This is a genomic window from Homoserinimonas sedimenticola (genome assembly GCF_026094475.1).
Classification (GTDB): domain Bacteria; phylum Actinomycetota; class Actinomycetes; order Actinomycetales; family Microbacteriaceae; genus Homoserinimonas; species Homoserinimonas sedimenticola.
On sequence record NZ_JAPELL010000001.1, the window covers coordinates 1,382,260 to 1,406,898 of the forward strand.

Below are 24,639 nucleotides of genomic sequence, written 5' to 3' on the forward strand. Positions count from 1 at the left end.
CGGCACCGGCGTGAAGAGAGGAATCACATGGCGACCGACGACGACCGCCTGCCCGACAGCGGGCGTCACGAATCGCACGCGCGCGGCTGGCGAGGCTTCGGCTGGGGCTTCATGGTCAAGCTCGTGATCATGGCCGTCGTGAATGCCCTGGGGCTCACGGTGATCCTCACGGCGTACCGCACGGAGTCCTGGGTGATCCTCGGAGCATCCATCGCTCTCCTCCTCGTCGCAGACATCGTCTACTTCACGAAGCGGGCGCTACCCCTCAAATATCTGTTGCCAGGGCTCACGTTCCTCTTCGTGTTCCAGATCTTCACTCTCGGCTACACGGGCTACGTGGCCTTCACCAACTACGGCACCGGCCATGCCGGCTCGATGGAGCAGGCGGTCGAAGCGGCGCTCATTCAGGACGAGCGTCGACTACCCGACTCGCCCTCGTACCCGCTGGCCGTCGTGGAGCAGGCCGGCGAGATCGGCTTCGCCATCAACGCCGACGACACGGTGCTCGTCGGCACGGAGCTCAGCCCCTTCGAACCGGTTCGGGGGGCCGAGGTCGACGGCTCCGGCACCCCCGTCGAGGTTCCCGGCTGGGAGGTCGTGCCCCGAGCATCCGTGCTCTCCGACCAGGAGTTGCAGGCCACGGTCGTGGGCCTCCGCGTGCCTTTCGACCTCGACGAGGGCGGCGGTTCGGTGCGCACGAGGGAAGGGACGACCGGCGTCGTCTACACCTCCAGCCTCGAATGGTCACCCGAGGAGCGCACCATCACCGACACCGAGACCGGCGTCGTCTACGAGGCGAGCGACCGCGGCAATTTCGTCGCGAGCGACGGCAGCCGACTGGCGACAGGATGGTACGTCGGGGTCGGCTTCGAAAACTTCGTGCGGGCCTTCACCGACGCCACGCTGGCCGCGCCACTGCTCGAGGTCGCCCTCTGGACCTTCGCGTTCGCCGTACTCACGGTGGCCTCGAGTTTTGGGCTCGGGCTCCTGTTCGCCATGATCTACAACGATCCGCGAGTGCGCGGACGACGGCTTCTGCGCACCCTCTTCATCCTGCCCTATGCGTTCCCCGCCTTCATGTCTGCCCTGCTGTGGCGCGGGATGCTGAACTCAGAGTTCGGCGTCGTCAACGACCTTTTCTTCTTCGGCGCCGACATCAACTGGCTCGGCGACCCCTGGCTCGCCCGGCTCGCTGTGCTCTGGGTCAACCTCTGGTTGAGCTACCCCTACTGGTTCCTCGTCTGCACGGGCGCACTCCAGGCACTCTCGGGCGAGACGCTCGAAGCCGCGACAGTCGACGGTGCGGGACGCTGGCGCCGATTCCGGTCGATCGTGCTCCCCCTGCTCCTTGTCTCCACTGCGCCGCTGGCGATCGCATCATTCGCCTTCAACTTCAACAACTTCACCATCATCTACATGCTCACCGGGGGAGGGCCCGCCTTCCTCGGTAGCTCGTCGGGACTCGGCTCGACCGACATCCTCATCTCGGCCATCTACAACATCTCTGGGGTAGCCGGCGGCGTCGCCGACTACGGACTGGCAAGCGCACTGTCGATCATTGTCTTCGTCGTGATCGGAATCATCTCTGCACTGGCCTTCCGGCAGACCCGCAAGCTGGAGGAGGTCCAGTGATGAACCCGCCATCCGCCATGACGCCGACGAAGAATCGCTCCGCCGCACGGCGTTCGCGGTGGATTGCCGAGGTGGGATGGAAGTACCCCGTGGCGGTGATCATCATCGTCTACGCGGTGTTCCCTCTGCTCTACGTGCTCTCGGCGGCGGTTGACCCGCGCGGCAGCCTTGCCGGCAGCAGCGACCTCTTCTCGGCCTTCGCCGTCGAGAATTTCGCCGCCCTCAGCGACACCCGGTTCTGGACCTGGGTGGCCAACACCCTCGTCATCGGCGGGGCGACCGCGCTCGGTGCCGTCATGATGGGTGCCGCCGCCGCATATGCGTTTTCTCGATACCGCTTCCGCGGCCGACGAGTGGGCCTCACGGCGCTGCTCATCATTCAGATGTTCCCGCAGACGGTTGCATTCGTCGCCATCTTCCTCATGTTGCTCGCGATCGGCGAGGTGGTGCCGGCTCTCGGCATCAACTCGAAGATCGCGCTCATCTGTGTGTATCTCGGCGGCGCGCTCGGTGCCAACACCTTCCTCATGTACGGCTTCTTCAACTCGATTCCGGTCGAGATCGACGAGTCGGCGAAGATCGACGGCGCGAGTCACGCTCAGATCTTCTGGCGGCTCATCCTGCCGCTTGTCACACCCGTGCTCGCCGTTGTGGCACTGCTCGCCTTCGTCTCTGCCTTCGGCGACTTCATCCTGGCGAGGATCGTGCTCACGAGCGAGGAGAACTGGACGCTCGCTGTGGGCATGTACCAGTGGGTGTCGAACCAGCTGACCTCGCGGTGGGGCCTGTTCGCAGCCGGGACGGTGGTCGCGTCGATACCGGTGCTCGTGCTCTTCCTCATGCTTCAGCGCTACATCGTGGGCGGCCTCACCCAGGGGTCGGTCAAGGGATAAACCAACGGGCCGAGTCCGCGGCTCACGCAAGATCAACGACGATCGGAGGACCTCGTGCACAAGCGGCACATTCCAGTAGCACTACTCATCGGCACACTCTTGGCGGCACTGGTGCCGCTCCCGGCCGCAGGGGCCGACCAGGGGCCCGTCGAAGCGGGAATCGTGGTCGATAAAGTCGAGGGACTCCCTGCCGACTTCATCAACGGTGTCGACGTGTCGAGCGTGCTCTCGCTCGAGGAATCGGGCGTCGTCTTCCGCGATTCCCACGGCAACCCGGCAGATCTCTTCGACGTGCTTGCGGACGCCGGAATCACAGATGTGCGCGTACGGGTCTGGAATGACCCCTTCGATGGAGAGGGCAGAGGGTATGGCGGAGGCAACGTCGACGTCACGCGAGCGATCGAGATCGGCGAACGGGCCACCGCCGCGGGGCTGCGCGTGCTCGTCGACTTCCACTACTCGGACTTCTGGGCCGACCCCGCGAAGCAGAAGGCACCCAAGGCATGGGAGGGGATGACTGCCGCGGAGACGGCGACCGCGGTGGGGGCGTTCACTCGCGATGCCCTGCAGCGCTTCGTCGCCGCGGGCGTTGACATCCGCATGGTGCAGGTCGGCAACGAGACCAACAATGCTGTCGCGGGGGTCAGTGGCTGGGACGGGATGGCGCAGGTGTTCTCGGCCGGCTCCGCCGCAGTGCGCAGCGTGCTGCCCGACGCGCTCGTCGCCCTGCACTTCACCAACCCGGAGACAGCCGGTCGCTACGCCGGATACGCGGCCAATCTTCACGAGCGAGGCGTCGACTACGACGTCTTCGCGTCGTCGTACTACCCCTTCTGGCACGGCTCGCTCACCAACCTCACGTCAGTGCTGCGGGATGTCGCCGACACCTACAACAAGCAGGTCATGATCGCAGAGACATCCTGGGCACACACGCTCGAGGACGGGGACGGGCATGGCAATGTCATCGACCTGCCGAGCGAGGCGACCGCGTACCCCGTGAGCGTGCAGGGGCAGGCTACAGCCGTGCGCGACGTCATTGCCGCAGTCGCCGCAGTCCGCGACGCGGGAATCGGGGTCTACTACTGGGAACCGGCGTGGCTCCCCGTCGGCTCCCCCTCGGAGGTCGAAGCAAACCGCGTTCTTTGGGAGCGGGATGGCTCAGGCTGGGCCACCAGTTTTGCGGGCGAGTACGACCCGGAAGACGCCGGGCAGTGGTTCGGCGGCTCAGCGTGGGAGAATCAGGCGCTATTCGGCTACGACGGCACCCCACTCGAATCGCTCAACGTCTTCTCCTACGCCCGCACGGGAGCGACGGCGCCCCGCGAGGTCTCAGCAGTGGGCACCGTCTCCCTCACTGTGGAGGAGGGCGAGCAGATCAGCCTTCCGCCGACCGTCGACATCACCTACAACGATGGCACGGTGGAGGCGCAGTCGGTCGACTGGGATGCGACGGTCGACACCATCACGACGGCGGGCACCTACAGCATCGCCGGCGTGACGAGCGGCGGCCATCCGACCGTCGCAACGATTGTCGTGACCGCCCGTAACCTGCTGCAGAACCCGGGCTTTGAGAGCACCCCGACAACGATGTGGACAACGACGGGCACCGGCGTGACTGTCGGCTCCACCAGCGACCCCCGCACGGGAACCCGGTCGACCCACTTCTACTCCGATGCCGCCTACAGCTTCACGGTGTCGCAGACGGTCACGGGGCTCGCGCCCGGCGAGTACGTGGCATCCGCGTCCTTGCAGGGAGATGGCGAGGGGCATGACGACGCCGTCACCATCACCCTCGACAGCGGGGATCGCTCGGCATCCGCGCCCTTCGCGATGGACGGGTGGCAGGCGTGGTCCACGCCCACGACGGGGCCCGTCATTGTGACGGAGGAAGGAACGGCGACCGTCACGATCAGCGCCGAGCTCAGCGCCGGCGCGTGGGGAACGATCGACGACGTCGTACTGCGGCTAGTGCCGGGAAGCGGTGGAGAACCGGGGCCGAAGCCCGAGCCAGAACCAGCCGTGGAGAAACCGAGCGTCACACTCTCGACCGGCACAGTCGCTCGCGGCGGTTCGGTATCGATCACGGCCGCTGGATTCGCCCCCCACGAGCGCGTCGAGGTCTGGCTGAACTCGACACCCGTGCTCCTCGCGACCGGGAGAGCGAGCGCGGGCGGCGCCTACGCCACGACTGTCATGATTCCGGCGGCGGTGACGCCGGGGATGCACCGGCTCGAACTCCGCGGCGCCAGCAGCGGTTCGGTCTTCAGCGACCTCACGGTGCTCGCACGGCTCGCCGCGACGGGCACCGAGCCGGGGGGCGCGATCGGATGGGGCCTGGCGTTGATCCTCCTCGGCACAGCGACCGTCGCGGTGCGGCGATGGACGATGCGGCGACGCGCGGATCTCGTGTGAGCACTGGTGGGCGCCCCGCTTACGCGCGGGCGCCCACCAGCATCAGCTGTAGACGTGCGGCGCAAGCACGCCGATGTCGCGCAGGTTGCGGTACTTCTCGGCGTAGTCGAGGCCGTAGCCGACGACGAACTCATTGGGGATCTCGAAACCCACGTAGCGAACATCCACCTCGACCTTCGCGGCATCGGGCTTGCGAAGCAGGGTGCAGATCTCGACGGATGCCGCACCCCGGCTCTCGAGGTTGGCCCGCAGCCACGAGAGGGTCAGCCCCGAGTCGATGATGTCCTCGACGATGAGCACCTTGCGACCCGTCAGGTCGGAGTCGAGGTCCTTGAGGATGCGCACGACGCCCGAGGACTTGGTGCCCGAGCCATAGGACGACACCGCCATCCAATCCATCTCGAGGGGTAGCTTGAGTTCGCGAGCGAGGTCGGCCATCACCATGACGGCACCCTTGAGCACTCCCACGAGCAGCAGCTTCTCGTCGGCGTAGTCCGCCTCGATCCGGCGCGAGAGTTCGGCGATCTTCTCGTGGATCTGCTCCTGCGTGATGAGCACCGTGCTGAGGTCGTCCGCGATCTCGCTCGATTCCATGCCTACTCCTCGTCGCCCTCGTGCCCGGCCGCGCTGAAGTGAATGCGACCTCCCGTGCGTTCCACCCTAACGCCGGGAAGGTGGAGAGCATCCTGTCCGTGCCAGTCGTCGACGAGCCGGGCGATCTCGAGCGTGTGCGCGCGGGAGAGCGAGCGGCCGAACTCGGCCGCGACGGCGAGACGGATGAGCCGGTGCCGCAGGGCGGGCGGGTTGGCCGCGAGCGCCGCGACGGGCAGCGAGAGCCCCGCCTCGGCAGGCTCGGCGAGTTCCTCGATCTGCTCGAGTGCGAAGGTGTCGAGCGCGTCGGCGTCCTCACGCAGCTGCTCGGCCGTGCGCGCGAGGGCTTCTGCGACGCCGGGGCCGAGCTCCCGCTCGAGCACGGGGAGCACGTCGTGCCGCACGCGCACGCGGGAATACGCGGCATCCGTGTTGTGGGGGTCGTCCCAGGGTTCGAGCCCGGCGTCGGCACAAGCCTGCACTGTTGTTGTTCGCCGCAGCCCCAGCAGGGGCCTCACTAGGGCAATCGCGTCATGAGGGACGCCGAATTCACCTTCGTGCCCCCCGGGAGCGTGAATTTGCCGCCCCTCAGCTGTGGCGGGCGGCAGCTCGGCGCGCGGCGCCATGCCCGCGAGACTGCGGGGGCCGCTACCCCGGGCGAGGCCGAGCAGCACGGTCTCCGCCTGGTCGTCGAGGGTGTGGCCGAGAAGCACTGCGGATGCCGCGAGCTCAGCCGCGACCGCCGCGAGGCCCGCATACCGTGCCGCACGGGCTGCCGCCTCGGGCCCGCCGCCGGAGGCCACCTCCACCCGACGCACCACCACGGGGTCGAGTCCGAGCTCGCTGGCCTGCCGCGCGGCCTGCGCCGCGACATCCGCGGAGCCCTCCTGCAGCCCGTGGTCGATCACGATGGCACCGGCGCGTAGGCCGGCCCGCGGCGCCTCGAACGCGGTCGCCGCCGCGAGGGCGAGCGAGTCGGGGCCGCCGCTCAGGGCGACGAGCACGAGCCGCCCCTCGCCGACGACTGCGAGGGATGCGCGCACGCCCCGCCGCACGTCCGCGATGGCAGGAGTCAGTCGGGGGCGGCGAGGGTGCATCCAGTAACGTTATTCCAGCATTCGCCGAACCGAGGAGCAGGAGCCCCATGCCCGACTACGACGTCATCATCGAGGTGCCCAAGGGCAGCCGCAACAAGTACGAGATCGACCACGAGACCGGTCGCATCGTGCTCGACCGCGTGCTCTACACCCCCATGGCCTACCCCACCGACTACGGCTTCTTCGAGAACACCCTCGCCGACGACGGTGACCCCGTCGACGTGCTCGTGCTCGGCGAGTACCCGCTCTTCCCCGGCATCCAGATGCGCGTGCGCCCCGTCGGCGTCTTCAAGATGACGGATGACGGCGGCAGCGACGCCAAGGTCATCGCTGTCGCCGCGAAGGACCCGCGCTGGGAGCACATCCAGGATGTGAACGACATCCCCGAGTACAAGCGCAAGGAGATCGAGCACTTCTTCGAGCACTACAAGGACCTCGAGCCCGGCAAGTGGGTCAAGACCGAGGGCTGGGGCGATGTCGCCGAGGCCGAGGAGATCGTGCAGGGCGGATACGCGAACTACGTTCCGCCCGCCGGGCACTAGTCGCAACGTGAAGGGGCGGGTCGCAACTGCGGCCCGCCCCTTTACGTCTCGTCGTCTAGATGCCGACGCCGCGCGCCCGCAGGAACGGCACGGGGTCGGTCGTCACGCCGTTCACCCGCACTTCGAAGTGCAGGTGGCAGCCGGTCGAGGTCCCGGTCGTGCCGACGTAGGCGATGACCTGGCCCGCGTTGACCCACTGCCCGTAGGCGACAGCGATGCCGCCGGGACGGATGTGCGCGTAGGCCGTCTGGGCGCCGCCGCCGTGGTTGATCTTGACGTAGTTGCCGTAGCCGCCACTCATGCCCGCGAAGACAACGGTGCCGGAGGTGGCCGCGTAGATGGGGGCACCGCAGCCGGGGGCGAGGTCGACGCCGCCGTGAAGCGAGCTGGCTCCGCTCGTGGGCGGGATGCGCCATCCGTAGCTGCTGGAGATGTAGCCGCCCGAGGGACGCACCCAACCGGATGCCGTGGGGGTGCCGCCCTGGTTGTTCTTGGCTGCCTCCTCGGCGGCCTTGCGGCGGGCCTCCTCCTCGGCGGCCCTGCGGCGCGCCTCCTCCGCAAGGCGGATCTGCTCGCCGATCGCGTAGTCCGCCTCGGTCGCGGCGCGGTTCTCGCGCAGCACGCTCAGCTGGGCCTCGAGCCGTTCGCGGTTGCCTGCCTGCTCCTCGAGGGCGGCGTTCGCGGCATCCGCTGCTTGCTGCGCCTCGATCATCGCGACCTCGGCCTCGGCGGCAAGCACGGCGAGGGCCTCCTCGGCGACCTTAGCCTGGTCGCTGAGTGCCTGCGCCGCGTTCTCGTCACGCTTCGCCTTCGCGAAGAGCCCGTTGGACTGTTCGCCGATCTTGTCGGCGCGCCCGAGCTGACCCAGAAGGTCGTCGGAGTCGGTGAAGAGCAGGGTGGCCGTGAGGTCGTTGGAGCCGACGCGCTGCAGCCGGGCAGCGAGCTGGCCTGCGCGCGTCATCGACTCCTCGGCGGTGGCACGCGCCTCGGCGACCTGCTCCTCGAGCGTCGCGTACTTGTAGGCGGCTTCGTCGTAGGCCTGCTGGGCGGCGATGAACTCGTCGCCCTTCGCCATCGCCTCCGCCTCGGTGGCGGCGACGTTGGCCTCGAGCTGCGCGAGCAGGCGCTCGAGCCGGGCGATCTCGGCCTTCTTGGCGGCCTCGCTGGCGCGCGAGTTGAGCACGTCCTGCCAGCTGGGGTAGTCGGCGGCGTGGGCGGCGGGCACGACGGGGGCGAGCACGCCTCCCGTGAGCAGCACGCCGAGGACGGCGAGCGTCGCGATGACGATGCGAGAACGACGCGTCCCCGTGCTGTGGTGCTTCATTCTTCCCCGTATCCCGCGTCAGCGATCACAGTGGTATCCCCCGTAACACTGTTAACACAAGTAACAATAGCAACTCGGGGCGCGATGGCAAGGGTTTCTCGCCGCGGGGAGGACGCGGCATCCGCTCAGAGGACTATCGGATGCCGCCTGCCGGGGGTTAGTACGGAGCGCTCAGATGCTCACGCCCTGGCCGCGCAGGAACGTCGCGGGGTCGGTCGTGGCGCCCCCCACACGCACCTCGAAGTGCAGGTGGCACCCCGTGGAGGTGCCCGTCGTGCCGACGTGGGCGATGAGCTGGCCGGGGCCGACGCGCTGGCCCGCACTCACGCGGATGCCGCCCGCGACGATGTGCCCGTAGGCGCTCGAAGTGCCGTCGCCGTGGTTGATGCGAATGTAGTAGCCGTAGCCACCATTCCACCCCGCGTACTCGACCGTGCCCGAGTGGGCGGCGAAGATGGGGGCATTGCAACCGGGCGCCAGATCGATGCCGCCGTGCAGTGAACTCGCGCCACTTTTCGGGGGCACGCGCCAGCCATAGCCGCTCGAGATGTACCCGGCGGAGGGGCGAGCCCAACCCGTCGCCGAGACGACACCGGCAGCACCCTCGCCCCACAGCGCCTTGATGCCTGCCGTGTACTCCGCCTCGGTCGCGAGGCGGTTCTCCTTGAGGGTTGCCAGCTGTGCCTGCAGCCGCGCCTTGTGATCCTGCTGTTCCTCGAGGGCGGCGAATGCGGCATCCGCGGCGGCCTGCGCCTCCTCCATCTTGCGCTGCGCGACAGCCGCGAGCTCCTCGAGGGCGGCCTTCGCGAGGTTCGCCTGGTCGGTGAGCGACTGGGCCGTGTTCTGATCCTGCTTCGCCTTCGCGAAGACACCGCTTGACTGCTCACTCACCTTCGATGCCATGCCCAGTTGGCCGAGAAGGTTGTCAGCGCTTCCCTGCCCGAAGAGGAGGGTCGCGGTGATGTCGGCACCTCCCGCGCGCTGCGTGCGCGCCGCGAGCTGCCCCGCCTGCAGCATCGACTCCTCCGCCTGCAGCTGTGCAGTGTCGGCCTGCTCCTGAAGCTGCTGCGCCTTGAACGCGGCCTCGTCGTAGGCCTGCTGGGCCTCGAAGTATTCGTCGCCCTTCTGCTTGGCGACCTTCTCCTTGGCCTTGACGTCGGCCTCCAGCTGCGTGAGCAGCCCCTCGAGCCGGGTCACCTCGGCAGCCTTCGCCGCCTCGCTCGCACGCGCGCCGAGCACGTCGTCCCAGCTCGGGTAGTTCGCCGCCCAGGCAGGGCCTGGGGTGCCCACGACCGCGCCCGTCACGAGCAGGGTCGCGGCGGCGAGGGTCGCGAGCAGGGGTCGGACACGCGACATCCGTGGTCCCCTCGTCATGCAAGAAATGTAGCGCGGAGCCGCCCTCCTGTCCGGGAGCAACTCGCCCCAGTCGCGTGCGGCAAGGATGACGGATGTTCGGTTTGGTAAATTGGCGCGGCATCCGTATGCTTATCGTTCGGTAGGCAAGAAGCTCGCTTCACGGCCCCATCGTTTAGTGGCCTAGGACACCGCCCTTTCACGGCGGCAGCACGGGTTCGAATCCCGTTGGGGTCACAAAACACAATTGAATAAGCAAGGCCCTGTGGCGCAGTTGGTTAGCGCGCCGCCCTGTCACGGCGGAGGTCGCCGGTTCAAGTCCGGTCAGGGTCGCAAGGCACGGTTCACTCTCGCCAGTGTGCCGTGCCTTATTCATCTGGGGTGACAGCCAGATGAGAGCACGGCTCTGTAGCTCAGTTGGTAGAGCGTTCGACTGAAAATCGAAAGGTCACCGGATCGACGCCGGTCGGAGCCACTGGCCCTAGTTCCTAGCTTCTACATGGGACTGGGGCCTTTTTCATGCCCTTTTCGCCGATACACCCTGTCGCGCCCGGTGACTCCCGCCGTACCGTTCACACCATCGGGCGCAAAGCCGAGCACGTGACATCCGCGACGAGGAGGGCACCATGAGCAACCAGCACGAGCACGAGCACGAGCACGAGCAGAAGCAGCACGAGAAGCACGGCGGCGGCATGCACGGCGGCGGCAAGATGTACTTGCGCTTCGGCGCCATGATCCTCACTGGCATGGTCGTCATGTACTGGGTCATGTTCGTGGGCTCGTGGGAGTGGGGGCACATCCGCTTCAGCGAGAGCCGCATCTTCATGGCCATCACGATGGGCGGCACCATGGGACTCGTCATGCTCGCCTGGATGCTCAACATGTACAAGAACACGAAGGCGAATATCGCGGTCGTCGCGGTCAGCGTGCTGCTGATCGGCGGCGGGGTCTTCCTCGACCGCAGCCAGGTCACGGTCGACGGCACCGCGTTCATGCGGGCCATGATTCCCCATCACTCGCTCGCGATCACCCGCTCGGAGCGAGCGCAGATCGAAGACGTGCGAGTGTGCCAGCTGGCCGTCGAGATCAGTGAGGCGCAGAAGCGCGAGATTGCCGAAATGGACTGGTTGATCGAGGACATCGCCAAGAACGGCATCGCCGCGACGGCTGAGGAAGCCGAATCCCGCCCCGTGCCCGACTTCACCGGAGAGGCGCTTCGCCGCTGCGCAGGCTGAGCCTAGGCTCGCAGCATGCAGGAACCAGCGGATGCCACGGGCCCGGGCCTCGCGTGGGGCGTCAAGGCGAGCTTCGTGCGCTACGTCACGATGGGCGGCGGCGAGGTGCGGGTGTCGCCGGCTGCGGCATCCGTCGACGGCCTGGTGTTCTTTCCCCTCCTCGACCAGGGAGACTTCGAGTTGGCGACCGCCCGCGGCACCCTCCGTTTCGGCGGGAGCGTGCGGTTCACGGGCCACTTCGGTGCGCTCGATCTGATGCTTGCCGAGCCGTGGCTCGAATCCGATGAGCGGGGTGCGGTCGTGAGTGTCGACACGGGGGCGACGGGGCGCGTTCCGCTCGTCGCGCTCGGCCCCGCCGAGACAGGCGTGGAGGGCGAGCTGATCGTGTGGCGCGACATCGAGACGCGGATGCTGCCCGAGGCGGGTCCGCTCTTCAACGGGGTGTATGGCGCGGGAGAGCCCTTCGACCCCGCGACCCTGCGCATCCGCGACCTCTAGCTCCGGGCCTTCGGGAGGAGATTTTGCGCGGCACGCCGCATAGGCGCACCCCTCGGCGGCGTGTCACGCAGAATCTCCTGCAGAACGTGCCGCGGCGGCCGGGTTAGGCCGGCCGCCGCATGGGCACGTGCGGGATCCCGTCCTCCTCGAACCCGGGGCCGCAGGTGCGGAAGCCGAACGCGCCGTACCAGCCCTCAAGGTGCGCCTGGGCGTCGAGACGGATGCTTCGGCCCTCGCAGCGCGCGATGGCATCCGTCATCAACCTCCCCGACAGGCCCCGGCCTCGCGCGGAGGCCGCTGTCGCGACCCGCCCGATGCGCATCCCCTCAGGATCGACCAGCACGCGCAGGGTCGAGAGCACTTCGCCCTCCTCTTCCGCCCAGAACTGGACGGTGCCCGGCTCGAGGTCCCGGCCGTCGATGTCGTCGTAGGCGGCCTCCTGTTCGACCACGAAGACGGCGCTGCGGAGCCAGAGGATGCGGTAGAGCGCCTCGGCCGCGAGGTCGCTGGTGGGGGCGGAGTGGAAGCGGATGGGCATCCCTCGATCATTCCACTGCGGAGGGCGCCAGCCAGTCCCGTTCGAGCTCTGCGGCGGGGAGGGGCCGAGCGAAGTAGTAGCCCTGAGCGCGATCGCAGCCGAGCTCCCGCAGGGCATCGAGCTGGGCATCCGTCTCTACGCCCTCGGCCACGACCCGCAGCTCGAGGCCGCGCGCGAAACCGATGATGCCCGCGACCATCTGGCGACCGCCATCCATGACCTGCCCCGTGAAGGAACGGTCGATCTTGATCTCCCCGACCGGCATGTTGCTGAGCTGCGTGAGCGAGGAGTACCCGGTGCCGAAGTCGTCGACCGACACGGTGATCCCCAGGTCGACGAGTCGCCGCAGCTGAGCCTGCGCGAGGCTGCCGTCGGGCACGACCCTCGACTCCGTCACCTCGAGCGTCAGCTGCTCGGGGGCGAGGCCCGCCTCCGCAAGGATGCGCGTGACGCTGTCGGCGAAGTCGGGATCCTCCAGCTGGTGCGCGGCCACATTCACGGACACCTCGAGCGGATGCCCCGCCGCCGTCCAGCGGGCCACGTCGGCACAGCTTGTCTCCAGTACGCATCGCCCGATCTCGCGGATCATGCCGTTGTACTCGGCGAGGGGGATGAAGCGTACGGGGCTGATGAGCCCGAGCGTTGGATGGTTCCATCGCACGAGCGCCTCGACCCCGACGAGTGCGCGACCAGGCAGGCTCAGCTGGGGCTGGTAGTACACCTCGATCTGACCTTCTGCGACGGCGCTGCGCAGATCTGTGTCGAGGCGCGACTCCTCCGCGGGGTCGATGTTCGCAAGCTGGCGACTACCGCGGCGCAGCGCCAGGTCGGACTCCGCGAGCGAGAGCAGGCGCTGCGCCATCGTCACGCCGCCGTCCCCGGCGAGGAGGGCCACGTCGCTGCTGAGGCAGGCACCCGCCGAAAGGCTCAGGTACACCGTGTCGCCCGATACGTCGAAGGGGAGGGAGAAGGCGTCCCGCAGCGCCGCAAGGGCAGCCTCCGCGTCATCCGCGTGGCCCCGCAGCATCGCGGCAAAGTGGTCGCCGCCGACGCGCGCCACGTATGCGTCGTCGCCGAGGGCGGTGACGATCCGGGCAGCGACTTCGCGCAACATCCCATCGACGACGCCGCTGGGGTAGGCATCCCCCACCCGCTTGAAGCGGTCGATGTCGCTAGCCACGACGATGACGTCGTCGCCGCCCGACTGCGCGAGACCCTCGAGGGCTGCGGCGATCTGCTCGTCGAGCATCTGTCGGTTCGGCAGACGCGTGACGGGGTCATGGCGCGAACTCCACTCGATGGCCTGCTGCAGGCGGGTCTGGTCGAGGGCGACGCCCGCCAGGCCCGCCAGTCCGGTCATCCGGTCGAGCAGCGTGTTGCCGAGCTCGACGGGCGGGGGCGTCTGCGACCAGACGCCGCCCACGATCCCAAGGAAGCGACCGCCCACCTCGACGGGGGTGACAGCGAGAGCGTTCATGCTCAGGCTCTGCATGAGCGCGCGCATCCAGTCGGTGGATGCCTCGACGTGCAGTGCAGGGAGCCCGGAATCCATGATCGCCGCGAGGTCGGGGGCCTCCTCCCTCGACCCGAGCCACCCGCTCACGGCCGCACTCGTCGCACCGTCCCAGCCGTTCATGGCGGCGACAACGAAACCCTGCCTGCCCTCGTCCCAGAAGAGCACGGCGGATCGGTCCGCACCCCACACGACGGGCACGGCGTCGGCGATGATCTGCGCCACATCGCGTCCCTCGTGCAGCCGGCTCAGGTCCCGGGCGACGCTCAGCATCATCTCGGTCGTGGCGTGCTCGTTCTCGATCGCGGCACGCTGTGCCACGAACTTGCTGATGTCTCGCTGCATGCTCACGTAGTGCGTCACCCGGCCGTCGCGCACAACGGGGGCGATGGAGAGGCCGTTCCAATAGAGCGTGCCGTCCTTGCGGTAGTTGAGCACTTCGCCGACGAAGCGCTCATTCGCGGCGACGGCGTCTCGCATCGCGGCGACCAGTTCCGGCTGGGTCTTCGGGCCCTGCATCATGCGGCAGGTGGAACCGAGCAGTTCCTGCCGCGAATAGCCAGTCATCCGGCAGATGGCGTCATTGACCGCGACAATGCGCTGCTCGGCGTCGGTGACGAGGATGCCGTCCTCGAGTGAATGCGTCGACCGCACGATGAGGTCGAGGTCGATCTGGCCGTCGGCAACCCACATCTGGTCGTCAGTCACCGCCACCTCCCCTCTGTGCGGGGATCGCCGGGAAGACGTGTTCGCGGGTCAGCGGCGCGATCACCGCGTCACCCGTGTCGCGAGGGTCGAACCAGCGCGCCTCCTCGATCTCGGCGGCAACCGCCACCGGGGCATCCGTCACAAGCGTGAAGACCTCGCAGTCCACCGTCCACCCCGGCTCGTTGGCCGCATCCGCCGTGAAGTGCCCCAGATGCCCGAGGTCGCTCTCGTCGACGCGCAGCGTGAGCTCCTCCGCGAGCTCACGCACGATCGCCTGCCTGGCCGTCTCCCCCGGCTCGATCTTGCCGCCCGGCTGCATGAAGGCGTGGGTGCCGCGTTTGCGCACGAGCAGCGCGCGGCCTTCGAGGTCGAGCACGAGGGCAGCCGCGAGAGTGAAGACTCCGCCGGATGCTGCGGCACGGGCATCCGCCGGGTGCTCGGCGGCGCGACCGAGGGGCACGCTCACAGTCCTCCCAACGCGTTGATGAGCACGGGCCCCAGGATCATGATGAAGAGGACCGGCATGAGGCACAGCATAAGCGGGAAGGTCACCTTGACCGGGATCGTCTGCGCCTGTTCCTCGAGGCGCTGGCGCCGACGCATCCGCACCTCGGCGGACTGCTGGCGCAGCACGCCCGCGATGGGCACTCCGTAGGCGTCCGCCTGGATGATGGCGCGCACGAAACGGTCGAGATCGGGCAGGTCGACCCTGTCGGCGAGAGCACGGTACGCCTCGCGACGGGTGACCCCCAGCTGCAGCGACTGCAGGGTGCGGGCGAGCTCGTCGTTGAGCGGACCGCGGCCGTTGCGGACGATGCGCACGAGGGCGGCCTCGAAGCCCAGGCCGGCCTCGACGGCGATCGTGAGCTGGTCGAGGGTGTCGGCGAGCGCCGCGTCGATCACCTTACGGCGGTCACCCGCACGGCCCTGCAGGTAGATCTCGGGCGCGAACCAGGCGAGCACCGCGATGGCGAGGCCGATGATCCAGCCGAGCGGGGAGCGCGTTGCGAAACCGATGAGGAGCGCGAGGAGGAGTCCGAACGCCGCGAGCACGAACTTGAGCGTCACGGCCGTCGTCACGACGGAGGGCGGGCGCCCCGCCGCCTCGGCATAGCGGGCGAGACGGGCGACGGTCGCGGCGGGCAGCCGGCTCTCCGTCGCACCGGGTCGCGCTCCCCGCGCGACCTCCTCCCGCGGACCGGTCGGCACGATGCCGCGCTCGAGATTGCCGCGCGCGGCCGACCCCTGACCCGCCCCGAGCAGCACCCAGAGAAGCCCGAAGAGCCCGAGCGCGAGAGCGGCGACGCCGAGAAGAAGCACGGATGTCTCGCCCATCACACCTCCAGGGTCACGAGTTTGCGGATCCAGAGCCCGCCCGCGATGAAGAGGAGCAGGGAGATGACGATGAGCACCCAGCCGATCGGCGTGCTGAACATGGGGGCGAGGAACTGCGGGTTGACGAGAGCGAGGATGCCCGTGACGGCGGGGGGCAGCGCGACGAGGACGAGTGCGGAGAGCCGCCCGTCGGCGCTCAGCGAGCGGATCTGGCGACGCATCTGGTTGCGATCGCGCAGGGTGTCTCCCACCTGGTCGAGCACTTCGGCGAGATTGCCGCCGACCTCCCGATGGATCGCGACCGCCTGGCTCACCCAGGCGAAATCGGCGCTGCGCATCCGCTCGGCGACCGCATCGAGGGCGAGCCCCACATCGGCCCCGACCCGAATCTCGTTGACGGCTCGCACGAACTGTCGCGCGCTCGGCTGAGCCGCCTCCTCAGCGACGGTGTCGAGCGCCTTGAGCAGGCTGTTGCCGGCGCGCAGCGAGCTCGCCATGAGTTGCAGGGTGTCGACCAATTGGTCCTCGAAGCGGCGGCGTAGCGCGTCGGCGCGGGAGCGCAGAAGCACGCGGGCCACCAGCGGCGCGACGACAAGCGCGAGGAAGCCGAGAAACGGGGTCACGAGCACGCCGATCACCAGCGCAAGCACCACACCGCCCACGACAGTGAGGAGCACGACGCGGCCGGGAGTGAGGGTCCCCGCGCCGAGGTCGAGGTCGCGCGCGATCGCCGCCCGCAGGCCCACGGGGGTCATCCCTTCAGCGGCGCGCTCGAGGCGGGCGAGCGGGGATGCGGCACGGGCATCCGCGGGGTCATCGCTGGCAAGCGGGCGGCGGATGCGCGGCGGGAGCACGACACCCAGCAGCAGGATCACGAGCGACGCCGCAATCAGGGCGGCGCCCAGCACGAGCTGCATCAGCCCCCTCCCGCCACGAACAGCTCGGGCGGCACATCGATGCCGAGTTCGCGGAAGCGCTCCTCGAATCGCGGGCGCAGGCCCGTGGGGCGGATGCGGCCGAGGACCCGACCTTCCGCGTCCACGCCGGCGCTTCTGTCGAAGGCGAAGGCGTCCTGAAGCGTGATGCGGTCACCCTCGATGCCCATGACCTCGGTCAGGTTGGTGACGCGGCGACTGCCGTCGCGCAGACGCGAGATCTGCACGATGACGTCGACCGAGGAGGCGATCTGGTCGCGGATGGCCCGCAGCGGCAGGTCGAGGCCTGCCATGAGCACCATGGTCTCGAGGCGGGAGAGCGCATCGCGGGGGGAGTTCGCGTGGAGGGTCGAGATGGAGCCGTCGTGACCCGTGTTCATCGCCTGGAGCATGTCGAGGCTCTCCCCGCCGCGCACCTCGCCCACGATGATGCGGTCGGGGCGCATCCGCAGCGAGTTGCGCACGAGGTCGCGAATCGTGATCTCACCGCGGCCCTCGATGTTGGCGGGGCGGCTCTCGAGCCGCACGACGTGGGGCTGCTGCAGTTGCAGCTCGACGGCGTCCTCGATCGTCACGATGCGCTCATCCGCCGGGATGAAGGAGGAGAGCACGTTGAGCAGGGTCGTCTTGCCGGTGCCGGTTCCCCCCGAGACCAGGATGTTGAGCCGAGCACGCACGGCCGCATCGAGCACGGTGGCAAGCTGGGGAGTGAGGGTGCCGAAGCCGATCAGATCCTGCACCTGGAAGGGGTCGCGGGAGAACTTGCGAATCGTGAGGGTCGAGCCGTCCACCGCGAGGGGCGGGATGATCGCGTTGACGCGGGACCCGTCGGGCAGGCGGGCGTCGACGAGCGGCGACGACTCGTCGATGCGGCGGCCCACGCGCAGCACGATGCGCTCGATGATGTTGCGCAGGTGCTGCTCGGAGGCGAAGCGCACGGGGCTGCGGTCAAGCCGGCCGAGCCGTTCGACATAGATCTGGTTGGGGCCGTTGACCATGATCTCGGTGACGGCATCGTCGTCGAGGAAGCGCTGGAGCGGTCCGAAGCCCAGCACATCGTCGATGACCTCCTGATTGAGCCGGGCGCGCTCTTCAGAAGTGAGGGGCAGCTCCTCGGCCGCGACGATGTCGGCGAGCTCCCGGCGTACAAGGTCGTGCAACTGCTCCTGGCTGAGCGTCGTGTCGGTCATGCGCGAGCCGAGGTTCACGAAAAGCGCCTGCGTCGCCCGCCCCTTGAGCTTGCCGAGCGCCTCGCGCGGGGGCGGCAGGGCACCGGATGCTGCGGCTCGGGCAGCGGGCCGGGCAACGGGCTGCTCTGCCTGGGGTGCCGGGGTCTCCTTTGCGCGGGCGGCGGCGAGCCGATCGGCGAGACTCACGATGCGCCTCCCGCCCCCGCCCGGACGCGTTCGACGAGCCCGAGGAGCGCCTTCGCGATGCGGCCGCGCCGCGTCGAACGCAGGAGCGGCACGCCCTCGTTTGTGGCAAGCCGGAGCGAGCGGTGCGCGGGGATGACGACGTCGACGTCGCGACCGAGGGCCTTCTCGGCGTCGGCCACGCTCAGCCCGCCGCGGGGGTCGACGTTGTTGAGCACAAGGTGTTCCCGCCGAGGCCGAAGCCCCAACTCGCCGAGGATGTCGAGCTCCTTGCGCAGCCCTCGGATGCTCGGCACGTCGAGCCCGCAGACGAGCACGCCGTCGCTTGCGAGCTCGAGGGCCGCGAGGGTGTGCTCGGCGAGGCCCGGCGGCGTGTCGATCACGACGTGGCGGTATTCCTGCGCGAGCTGCTGCACAAGGTGCGCGACGTGCTCACCGGTGATGCCCCCCGCATCCTCGGGGCGTTCTGGGGCGCAGATCGCAAAGAGCCCGCTCTCGTGCTCCGTCACAAAGGACTTGAGCACCATGGTGTCGTTGCGGGCGGGCCCGAAGACGACATCCTGCAGCCATCGGTCGGGCGTGAGCCGGAGTGCATTGGCGACATCTCCGAACTCCAGGTCGATGTCGACGATCACCGTCGGCGCCTGTGCCGCAAGCCCGACCGCGAGGTTTGTGGCGACCGTGGTCTTGCCGCTCCCGCCCTTCGAGGAGAGCACGACGACCACCTGCGAGCTCGGCCCCGCGGATGCCTCGGGCGCCTGCTCCTCGCTGGCACTCTGGTGTGCGCGTGCCGCCTCATGCGCCGTCGCGATCGTCGCCGCCCAGTCCTCGGCAGACTCGGCGGGGTCGAGGAGATCGCGGATGCCCGCGCGCATCGCCGCACGGAGGGTCGCGGCATCCGCCCCGCTCACGAGCAGAAGGGCAACCCCGGGCCAGCTGGCGTCGATCTGCGCCGCGAGGGCGAAGGTGCCCTGCTCGAGAGTGTCGGGGCCAAGGATCACGGTCTCGGGTCGACGGCCCCGGATGGGCGTCGTGATGAGCGCGCCGCCGTCGGCCGCGACCTCCGCGAGGCTCCACCGCTCCAACTGGCCGGCCTCGGAGCCGAGGGCGGTGGCGAGCCGCTCTGCCGTCTCGTCGCTGTCACTGATCAGGAGATAGCTCTTCACTGCGCACCCTCCAGTTCCTCGCGCGTGAGCTCGCCCTCGAGGGGGTCGTCGAGATCGCGCGGCTGCTTGGTGAGCCACACGCTGCCGAACTCTCGTGCAAAGACGATGCTGCGCGCCTGCTCCGCCGTCACCGCCAGGGTGACGACGACGGTTGAGGCGGCGGCGACCTCGGCACCCTCCGCATCCGTCGTGATGCCGCCCTGCACGGCCGAGACCGGCACGCCATCGATGAGCAGTTGCGAGGAGGGCCCCGCGTCTCCCGCGCCATCGGTGAAGGTCACGAAGAGACCCACCCGGTCGCCCGCCGCAAGATTGCCGCCGACGGCATAGGCGGGGTCGAGCGGAATGCTCAGGAGCTGCAGGCCCTCCGCCTGCTCATCGCCTGTTGCCGAGACGAAGCGCCCCTCGAGCACTGTCTCGCCGGGGAGGAGGTCGACGGCGGCGACCGTGTCGCCGAGCTCTCCCACGTTGCGGACGGCCCCCTCGGGGATCGCGAGCGAGGGCAGCTCCTCGATCGCGACGAGTCCCGCCAGCTCTCCCGCCGGCGTCCCCTCCGGCACGAGCTGCTGCACCACGAGCACGGGTTCCGTCGCAACGGTTTCGAGCGCCCGGCGCTCCGCGCTCGACGCGTAGCCGAACACGAGTGCCGCCCCGGCGACGGCGAGCAGCACCGCGAGGAGGGCGGCGACGAGTCGGTTCCTGAACATGGGGCCTCGCTAATCGATGAGTCTTGCGGTGCCGGGCACGGTCGCCCCCGGCTCCCTGGTCACGTCGGGGTGGCTCGAATCGAGCGGATAGAAGGTGCCGCTCACTCCAGTGGAAGTGACCGAGTTCGGGTCCGGGTCAAACAGCGCAAAGCCGCTGATGCGGTAGCGGTCTGCGCCGAACAGGGAGTACTCGTAGTCATCCCACAGGGCCACGACGATGCGCCCAGAGGGCAGGGAGCAGCCGCTCCCGAATCCTCGCGTGCCGTCGTCGCTCAGCCACTGCCCCGGCCTCACCGCCACCTTGTTGCAGTTGGTCGAGACCCGCACCAGCTGGCGTGCGGGGCTGAAGATCCAGCGGCACGAGGAGCTGTACGACGCGAGGCGCGCAGTCACCCGCACCTCGCGAAAGTCGCTCGGCACGATGCACTCCTCCACGAGAAAGGGGTAGACGGATGCCCCTGTCACCGCGCCACCCGTCGTCGTCGCCGCCGTCCACTCCGCCGTCGCCTCTCGCGTGAGCGTGGCATCCGTCAGCCCGAAGCTCGCCATGAGGGAGAAATCGACGTCCCGCGTTGCCGTCACAGTCACCTGGCGCGCGCTCGTCGACAGGGTGGCCGTGGCGGAGTCCGCGTCGTTGGCGGCGGCGAGACCGAGACCCGAGCCGGTCGCGCGGCAGCCCGTCGCGCTGCCGCGGGCGCAGTCGTTCGCGATCGCGAGAGCCGCGGCATCCGCTGCGATCTGCAGCTGCCCGTTGCGGGACTGCACGACGCCATAGTCGATGACAAGGGCCAGCATCGCGATCAGCACGACACTCACGAGGCCGACCATGACGGCAGCAGCGCCCGATTCGTCCCCGCGCAGCCGCTGCAACGCCCGCCTCACGCGCCGCACCTCATGACGACCGTGGCCCCCACCTCGACTCCGTCGGAGAAGAGCCCGGTGATGGACCCCGCCCGGTAGTCGACGACGCTCACCGTGACATCCGCTCCCGTCGAGCATGTCGCCGGCGTCACCCGCACATTCGCCGCGGTCAGGTCGGGAGTGAGGCCGGATGCCGCGGCCACGACCGTCGAACGGACCTCCGCCGCCGAGGCACCCAGTGCCGCCTCCCGCGCGCCCTCACGCACCGCGGCCGTCACCTGCAGCTGACTGTTGTAGATGATGCCGAACTCGACGATGGCGAAGACCATCATGAGGAGCACGGGCACGACGAGGGCGAATTCGACGGCGACAGCACCCCGCTCTGCACGGAACCTTCGCATCTCACCCTCCACGGTGGATAGACGAACGACCCGGCCCGCGCGGCCGAGTCCGAACGTCGCTCGCGCCTACGGGGTGGGGTCGTCGAGGTTATCGGGCAGCAGGTTGCTGAAGAACGCCGCGAGCTCGTCGCCGAAGATCCACACGGCGGCGATCACGACGACCGCGATGACGCCCACGAGAATCGCGTACTCGACGGCACTTGCACCGCGCTCGTCACGGCCCAGCCGGTCGTCGATGAACTGCCGAAGGGTGATGAGGAATTTGGTCATGTGCGTCTCCCTGTCCTTTAACCAGTCCCGCCAGCGTAGATCGACAATGTGAGGCTGTGAACAGGAAACGGGGTACGGAGCAGTCGAAAGGCACCCCGAATTCGGGGGACAGTCCGCCAATTTACCCACAATTCGGGGGACAAATCCCCGACGCTTTGCAGTGGATGCACACAACAGGACGGCCCACCCGCGAGCGCGGATGGGCCGTCGAGGATCTCGCTCAGAGTGCCTTCACAGCCCCCAGCACCTTCGTGAGCGACTCCTTGGCGTCCCCGAAGAGCAGCGTCGTCGTGGGCTCGAAGAGCAGCTCGTTCTCGATGCCGGCGAAACCGGGACGCATCGAGCGCTTGAGGAAGATGACCTGCTTCGCGCTCGACACCTCAAGGATCGGCATGCCATAGATGGGCGACCCCGGGCTCGACTTGGCCGCCGGATTGACGACGTCGTTGGCACCGACAACGAGCACAACATCCGTCGTCTTGAACTTGGGGTTCACCTCATCCATCTCCTGCAGCACGTCGTAGGAGACGTTCGCCTCGGCGAGCAGCACATTCATGTGACCCGGCATGCGGCCCGCAACCGGGTGAATGCCGAAGACGACCTCGATGCCCTTGCCCTCAAGCGTTTCCGCCAGCTCCGCCATGGTGTGCTGTGCCTGCGCGACGGCGAGGCCGTAGCCGGGCACGACGATCACTCGCTGTGCGTAACCGAGCAGGATCGCGACGTCGTCGGGCGAACCCGACTTGACCGGTCGGTCGCTCACAGCGGTCGAGCCCGCCGTCGAGCCGCCCTTGAAGGCCCCGAAGAGGATGCCCGTGACACTGCGGCCCATCGCCTTCGCCATCTCGTGCGTGAGGATCGAACCGCTCGCACCCACGAGGGTTCCTGCCACGAGGAGGAGAGTGTTGCCGAGCACGAGACCTGAGGCGGCGACCGCGAGGCCTGTGCCCGCGTTGAGCAGCGAGATGACGATCGGCACATCCGCTCCGCCGACCGGCAGCACCAGCAGCACGCCGAGCACAAGGCCGGACGCGAGGCCGACGATGGCCGCGGCATCCTTCATGCCCTCGAGCCCCCATGTCGCCAGCACGGCGTCGTCAAGGATGATGACCGCCGCCGCTGCGAGGCCCACGAGCAGCACGAGGATGATGAGGGCGGCGTGTGCGGGAAGCACGATGGGCCGGGTCGGCATGAGCTCCTGCAGCTTGAGGAAGGTGACGACGGAGCCCGAGAACGCCACGCCACCGACAAGCACCGTGAAGGCGACCGCGATGAAGGCGGCGATGTTGTCGCTGTGAGCGAGCTCAAGCAGGGCGACGAGACCCGCCGCGCCGCCGCCCACACCGTTGAAGAGCGCGACGAGCTGCGGCATCTGCGTCATCTTGACTGCGCGCGACGCCGGCACGGCAATGATCGTTCCCACCGCGATGACGATGAGGATCCACAGCAGGTTGTCGAGCTTCATAGAGAGGAACACGACGACCATTGCAAGCAGCGCTCCGAAGGCACCGATGAGGTTGCCGCGGCGGGCCGACTTCGGCGAGCCGAGGCCCTTGAGGGCGAGGATGAAGCAGACGGCCGCGATCAGGTAGAGGATGGCGGTCCATTCCGGGCTCAGGAGGTTCACTTCTCGCCCTCCCCGCCCTGCACGGCCTTGCGGCGGCCACTGAACATCTCAAGCATGCGGTCGGTGACCACGAAGCCTCCCACGAGGTTGATCGTCGCCATGAGCACGGCGACCAGAGCGACGATGAGTACGACAGGGTCCTCGGCCTGGCCCGCGACGATGACCGCGCCGACGAGCACGATGCCGTGGATCGCGTTGGCGCCCGACATGAGGGGCGTGTGAAGGGTGCTCGAGACCTTCGACACCACCTCGAAGCCCACGAAGACCGACAGGACGAAGACGGTCAGGAGTGTCACGGCATCCATCAGCTGGCTCCCTTGGTAGCGGCAGGTTCGGCGACGTCAAGCGCCTCGCGGGTCGGAGCGTGGCGTACCTCGCCCGCATGCGTGAGACATGCGCCGGCGACGATCTCGTCGTCGAAATCGGGCTGCACGGCGCCCTCCTGTGTCATGAGGGTGACGAGGTTTGCGACGTTCTTGGCGTAGAGGCGGGATGCGTCGTAGGGCATGGTCGATGCGACATCCTTCATGCCCACGATCGTGATCTCGCCGCCGCCCGGCAGCGTCACGCGCGTGTCGACACCCGCGATGCTGCCCTCGACGTTGCCGCCCGTCTCCGCCGCCAGGTCGATCACGACCGACCCCGGCCGCATGCCCTGCAGCATCTCGGCGGTCACGAGCCTCGGCGCGGCGCGACCGGGGATCGCCGCCGTCGTGATGACGATGTCGGAGTCAGAGACGTGTGGCGTGAGCAGCTCACGTTGACGGGCGGCCCTGTCCTCTGCGAGTTCCTTGGCGTAGCCGCCCGCGGCATCCGCCGTGCCGAGGTCAAGGCTGATGAATGTGCCGCCCATCGAGCGGACCTCATCGGCGGATGCCTCGCGCACGTCGTTTGCGGAGACCCGGGCCCCGAGGCGCTTCGCGGTGGCGATCGCCTGCAGGCCTGCGACCCCGGCGCCGAGCACGAGCACCTTGGCGGGCGGGATCGTGCCGGCCGCCGTCATGAAGAGGGGGAAGAAGCGGGGCAGGCGCATGGCCGCCTCGAGCACGCAGCGGTAGCCGGCGACAAGCGCCTGGGAGGTGAGGGCATCCATCGACTGCGCACGAGAGATGCGTGGCACGAGCTCGAGGGCGAACGAGGTCACGCCGGCAGAGCGCAGCGCCTCGACGGTGGGCAGGGAGGACGCCGGCGAGCCGAGACCCACTGTGATACTGCCCGCCTTGAGTGATGCCGCGAGCTCGGGGCGCAGCGGTCGCACGTGCGCGAGCACCTCGATCGCCTCAAGCGGGATCGATTCGGCGATACTCGCCCCGGCCTCCGAATACTCCGCGTCGGGGTAGCCTGCCGCCGCCCCCGCGCCGGCTTCGACCGTGACGCTGAGACCGGCGCCCGCGAGCTGCCGTACCGATTCGGGGGTTGCCGCGACTCGGCGCTCCCCTGGTTCGAGCTCTCTGAGAACTCCTATGTTCATGACGCTCCTTCTGGCTGCTGCCTTCGTGAAACTCACGAGAAATTAGCAGCCGAGTCGCACGCTTGCCGGGCGCTTCCGGCCATCCCCGCCCGAAAGAACGCGAGTTCTTACGTTTTGTCGATTCTTCTGCCGTGAGCGGATGTCGCCTCGTCGTGCG

At 68.6% G+C, this 24,639-nt stretch carries 24 protein-coding genes and 3 tRNA genes; 9 read left to right on the forward strand and 18 right to left on the reverse strand.

Features of this window, described 5'->3' with window-relative positions; genetic code table 11:
• Positions 1-27: 27 nt before the first annotated feature.
• The 3 genes from OH146_RS06455 to OH146_RS13730 all read left to right on the forward strand — a co-directional run bounded on the left by OH146_RS06455 (position 28) and on the right by OH146_RS13730 (position 4,937).
• Positions 28-1,632 carry an ABC transporter permease subunit gene (locus OH146_RS06455; protein WP_265158644.1) on the forward strand — a complete coding sequence of 535 codons (1,605 nt, stop codon included), beginning with the start codon at positions 28-30 and terminating at the stop codon, positions 1,630-1,632.
• Positions 1,632-2,525 carry a sugar ABC transporter permease gene (locus tag OH146_RS06460; protein ID WP_265160686.1) on the forward strand — a complete coding sequence of 298 codons (894 nt, stop codon included), beginning with the start codon at positions 1,632-1,634 and terminating at the stop codon, positions 2,523-2,525. Before OH146_RS06455 ends, OH146_RS06460 begins: the two co-directional genes overlap by 1 nt.
• 162 nt (positions 2,526-2,687) lie before the next feature.
• Positions 2,688-4,937: a glycosyl hydrolase 53 family protein gene (locus OH146_RS13730; RefSeq protein WP_308214943.1), complete on the forward strand. Its 2,250-nt coding sequence runs from the start codon at positions 2,688-2,690 to the stop codon at positions 4,935-4,937.
• A 42-nt stretch (positions 4,938-4,979) separates the two neighbouring features.
• On the opposite strand, the gene hpt is transcribed toward OH146_RS13730, so the two are convergent.
• Together hpt and tilS are read right to left on the reverse strand one after the other, a co-directional pair.
• A complete protein-coding gene (gene hpt / locus OH146_RS06475) occupies positions 4,980-5,531 on the reverse strand; it encodes a hypoxanthine phosphoribosyltransferase (RefSeq protein ID WP_265158646.1) in 552 nt (183 codons plus the stop codon).
• A 2-nt stretch (positions 5,532-5,533) separates the two neighbouring features.
• Entirely contained in the window at positions 5,534-6,625 is a 1,092-nt protein-coding gene (tilS, locus tag OH146_RS06480) for a tRNA lysidine(34) synthetase TilS (protein WP_265158648.1), read from the reverse strand.
• Positions 6,626-6,672: 47 nt separating this feature from the next.
• Here tilS and ppa point away from each other — a divergent pair, with 47 nt between their 5' ends.
• Positions 6,673-7,167 carry an inorganic diphosphatase gene (gene ppa / locus OH146_RS06485; RefSeq protein WP_265158650.1) on the forward strand — a complete coding sequence of 165 codons (495 nt, stop codon included), beginning with the start codon at positions 6,673-6,675 and terminating at the stop codon, positions 7,165-7,167.
• Positions 7,168-7,222: 55 nt separating this feature from the next.
• Here ppa and OH146_RS06490 read toward each other — a convergent pair whose 3' ends face one another.
• Positions 7,223-8,491 (reverse strand): M23 family metallopeptidase, encoded by a 1,269-nt coding sequence (locus OH146_RS06490; RefSeq protein ID WP_265158652.1) that lies wholly within the window; start codon positions 8,489-8,491, stop codon positions 7,223-7,225.
• 171 nt (positions 8,492-8,662) lie between these two features.
• Complete coding sequence (locus OH146_RS06495) at positions 8,663-9,847, reverse strand: peptidoglycan DD-metalloendopeptidase family protein (protein WP_265158654.1); 1,185 nt, start codon at positions 9,845-9,847, stop codon at positions 8,663-8,665.
• 161 nt (positions 9,848-10,008) lie between these two features.
• Here OH146_RS06495 and OH146_RS06500 point away from each other — a divergent pair.
• From OH146_RS06500 to OH146_RS06520, 5 genes are all read left to right on the forward strand, one after another.
• Positions 10,009-10,081, forward strand: a tRNA-Glu gene (locus tag OH146_RS06500).
• Between the two features lie 22 nt (positions 10,082-10,103).
• Positions 10,104-10,177, forward strand: a tRNA-Asp gene (locus tag OH146_RS06505).
• Positions 10,178-10,246: 69 nt separating this feature from the next.
• A tRNA-Phe gene (locus OH146_RS06510) sits at positions 10,247-10,319 on the forward strand.
• A gap of 151 nt (positions 10,320-10,470) precedes the next feature.
• Complete coding sequence (locus OH146_RS06515; protein WP_265158656.1) at positions 10,471-11,079, forward strand: DUF305 domain-containing protein; 609 nt, start codon at positions 10,471-10,473, stop codon at positions 11,077-11,079.
• 15 nt (positions 11,080-11,094) lie between these two features.
• Positions 11,095-11,577: an HtaA domain-containing protein gene (locus OH146_RS06520; RefSeq protein ID WP_265158658.1), complete on the forward strand. Its 483-nt coding sequence runs from the start codon at positions 11,095-11,097 to the stop codon at positions 11,575-11,577.
• 103 nt (positions 11,578-11,680) lie between these two features.
• Here OH146_RS06520 and OH146_RS06525 read toward each other — a convergent pair whose 3' ends face one another.
• The 14 genes from OH146_RS06525 to OH146_RS06590 form a co-directional block, all read right to left on the reverse strand.
• A complete protein-coding gene (locus OH146_RS06525; RefSeq protein ID WP_265158660.1) occupies positions 11,681-12,115 on the reverse strand; it encodes a GNAT family N-acetyltransferase in 435 nt (144 codons plus the stop codon).
• Between the two features lie 7 nt (positions 12,116-12,122).
• Positions 12,123-14,336 (reverse strand): EAL domain-containing protein, encoded by a 2,214-nt coding sequence (locus tag OH146_RS06530; protein WP_265158662.1) that lies wholly within the window; start codon positions 14,334-14,336, stop codon positions 12,123-12,125.
• The gene (locus OH146_RS06535) at positions 14,329-14,802 is read right to left on the reverse strand and encodes an NUDIX hydrolase (RefSeq protein WP_265158664.1); all 474 of its coding nucleotides are present in this window, start codon (positions 14,800-14,802) and stop codon (positions 14,329-14,331) included. Before OH146_RS06535 ends, OH146_RS06530 begins: the two co-directional genes overlap by 8 nt.
• Entirely contained in the window at positions 14,799-15,671 is an 873-nt protein-coding gene (locus OH146_RS06540) for a type II secretion system F family protein (RefSeq protein ID WP_265158666.1), read from the reverse strand. Before OH146_RS06540 ends, OH146_RS06535 begins: the two co-directional genes overlap by 4 nt.
• On the reverse strand, positions 15,671-16,588 hold the full coding sequence (locus OH146_RS06545) for a type II secretion system F family protein (RefSeq protein ID WP_265158668.1): 918 nt from the start codon (positions 16,586-16,588) through the stop codon (positions 15,671-15,673). The genes OH146_RS06540 and OH146_RS06545 overlap by 1 nt, the downstream gene beginning before the upstream one ends.
• Positions 16,588-17,982, reverse strand: coding sequence for a TadA family conjugal transfer-associated ATPase (locus OH146_RS06550; RefSeq protein WP_265158669.1), 1,395 nt, complete (start codon positions 17,980-17,982; stop codon positions 16,588-16,590). Before OH146_RS06550 ends, OH146_RS06545 begins: the two co-directional genes overlap by 1 nt.
• A complete protein-coding gene (locus OH146_RS06555; protein WP_265158671.1) occupies positions 17,979-19,145 on the reverse strand; it encodes a CpaE/TadZ family protein in 1,167 nt (388 codons plus the stop codon). Before OH146_RS06555 ends, OH146_RS06550 begins: the two co-directional genes overlap by 4 nt.
• Positions 19,142-19,852, reverse strand: coding sequence for a Flp pilus assembly protein CpaB (gene cpaB, locus OH146_RS06560; protein ID WP_265158673.1), 711 nt, complete (start codon positions 19,850-19,852; stop codon positions 19,142-19,144). The genes OH146_RS06555 and cpaB overlap by 4 nt, the downstream gene beginning before the upstream one ends.
• 9 nt (positions 19,853-19,861) lie before the next feature.
• Positions 19,862-20,734, reverse strand: coding sequence for a TadE/TadG family type IV pilus assembly protein (locus tag OH146_RS06565; protein ID WP_265158675.1), 873 nt, complete (start codon positions 20,732-20,734; stop codon positions 19,862-19,864).
• Positions 20,731-21,114 carry a TadE/TadG family type IV pilus assembly protein gene (locus OH146_RS06570; RefSeq protein WP_265158677.1) on the reverse strand — a complete coding sequence of 128 codons (384 nt, stop codon included), beginning with the start codon at positions 21,112-21,114 and terminating at the stop codon, positions 20,731-20,733. Before OH146_RS06570 ends, OH146_RS06565 begins: the two co-directional genes overlap by 4 nt.
• Before the next feature lie 66 nt (positions 21,115-21,180).
• Complete coding sequence (locus OH146_RS06575) at positions 21,181-21,384, reverse strand: Flp family type IVb pilin (protein WP_265158679.1); 204 nt, start codon at positions 21,382-21,384, stop codon at positions 21,181-21,183.
• Between the two features lie 220 nt (positions 21,385-21,604).
• Positions 21,605-23,011, reverse strand: a complete 1,407-nt coding sequence (locus OH146_RS06580) for an NAD(P)(+) transhydrogenase (Re/Si-specific) subunit beta (protein ID WP_265158682.1) — start codon at positions 23,009-23,011, stop codon at positions 21,605-21,607.
• A complete protein-coding gene (locus OH146_RS06585; RefSeq protein WP_265158685.1) occupies positions 23,008-23,316 on the reverse strand; it encodes an NAD(P) transhydrogenase subunit alpha part 2 in 309 nt (102 codons plus the stop codon). Before OH146_RS06585 ends, OH146_RS06580 begins: the two co-directional genes overlap by 4 nt.
• Entirely contained in the window at positions 23,316-24,482 is a 1,167-nt protein-coding gene (locus OH146_RS06590; protein WP_265158687.1) for a Re/Si-specific NAD(P)(+) transhydrogenase subunit alpha, read from the reverse strand. The genes OH146_RS06585 and OH146_RS06590 overlap by 1 nt, the downstream gene beginning before the upstream one ends.
• Positions 24,483-24,639: the final 157 nt, after the last annotated feature.

Excerpts from the sequence above, each read along its gene's own strand:
- OH146_RS06455 (WP_265158644.1), top strand. The coding sequence starts at position 28 with ATGGCGACCGACGACGACCGCCTGCCCGACAGCGGGCGTCACGAATCG.
- OH146_RS06460 (WP_265160686.1), top strand. The coding sequence starts at position 1,632 with ATGAACCCGCCATCCGCCATGACGCCGACGAAGAATCGCTCCGCCGCA.
- hpt (WP_265158646.1), bottom strand. The coding sequence starts at position 5,531 with ATGGAATCGAGCGAGATCGCGGACGACCTCAGCACGGTGCTCATCACG.
- tilS (WP_265158648.1), bottom strand. The coding sequence starts at position 6,625 with ATGCACCCTCGCCGCCCCCGACTGACTCCTGCCATCGCGGACGTGCGG.
- ppa (WP_265158650.1), top strand. The coding sequence starts at position 6,673 with ATGCCCGACTACGACGTCATCATCGAGGTGCCCAAGGGCAGCCGCAAC.
- OH146_RS06490 (WP_265158652.1), bottom strand. The coding sequence starts at position 8,491 with ATGAAGCACCACAGCACGGGGACGCGTCGTTCTCGCATCGTCATCGCG.
- OH146_RS06495 (WP_265158654.1), bottom strand. The coding sequence starts at position 9,847 with ATGTCGCGTGTCCGACCCCTGCTCGCGACCCTCGCCGCCGCGACCCTG.
- OH146_RS06515 (WP_265158656.1), top strand. The coding sequence starts at position 10,471 with ATGAGCAACCAGCACGAGCACGAGCACGAGCACGAGCAGAAGCAGCAC.
- OH146_RS06520 (WP_265158658.1), top strand. The coding sequence starts at position 11,095 with ATGCAGGAACCAGCGGATGCCACGGGCCCGGGCCTCGCGTGGGGCGTC.
- OH146_RS06525 (WP_265158660.1), bottom strand. The coding sequence starts at position 12,115 with ATGCCCATCCGCTTCCACTCCGCCCCCACCAGCGACCTCGCGGCCGAG.
- OH146_RS06540 (WP_265158666.1), bottom strand. The coding sequence starts at position 15,671 with ATGGGCGAGACATCCGTGCTTCTTCTCGGCGTCGCCGCTCTCGCGCTC.
- OH146_RS06545 (WP_265158668.1), bottom strand. The coding sequence starts at position 16,588 with ATGCAGCTCGTGCTGGGCGCCGCCCTGATTGCGGCGTCGCTCGTGATC.
- cpaB (WP_265158673.1), bottom strand. The coding sequence starts at position 19,852 with ATGTTCAGGAACCGACTCGTCGCCGCCCTCCTCGCGGTGCTGCTCGCC.
- OH146_RS06570 (WP_265158677.1), bottom strand. The coding sequence starts at position 21,114 with ATGCGAAGGTTCCGTGCAGAGCGGGGTGCTGTCGCCGTCGAATTCGCC.
- OH146_RS06575 (WP_265158679.1), bottom strand. The coding sequence starts at position 21,384 with ATGACCAAATTCCTCATCACCCTTCGGCAGTTCATCGACGACCGGCTG.
- OH146_RS06585 (WP_265158685.1), bottom strand. The coding sequence starts at position 23,316 with ATGGATGCCGTGACACTCCTGACCGTCTTCGTCCTGTCGGTCTTCGTG.
- OH146_RS06590 (WP_265158687.1), bottom strand. The coding sequence starts at position 24,482 with ATGAACATAGGAGTTCTCAGAGAGCTCGAACCAGGGGAGCGCCGAGTC.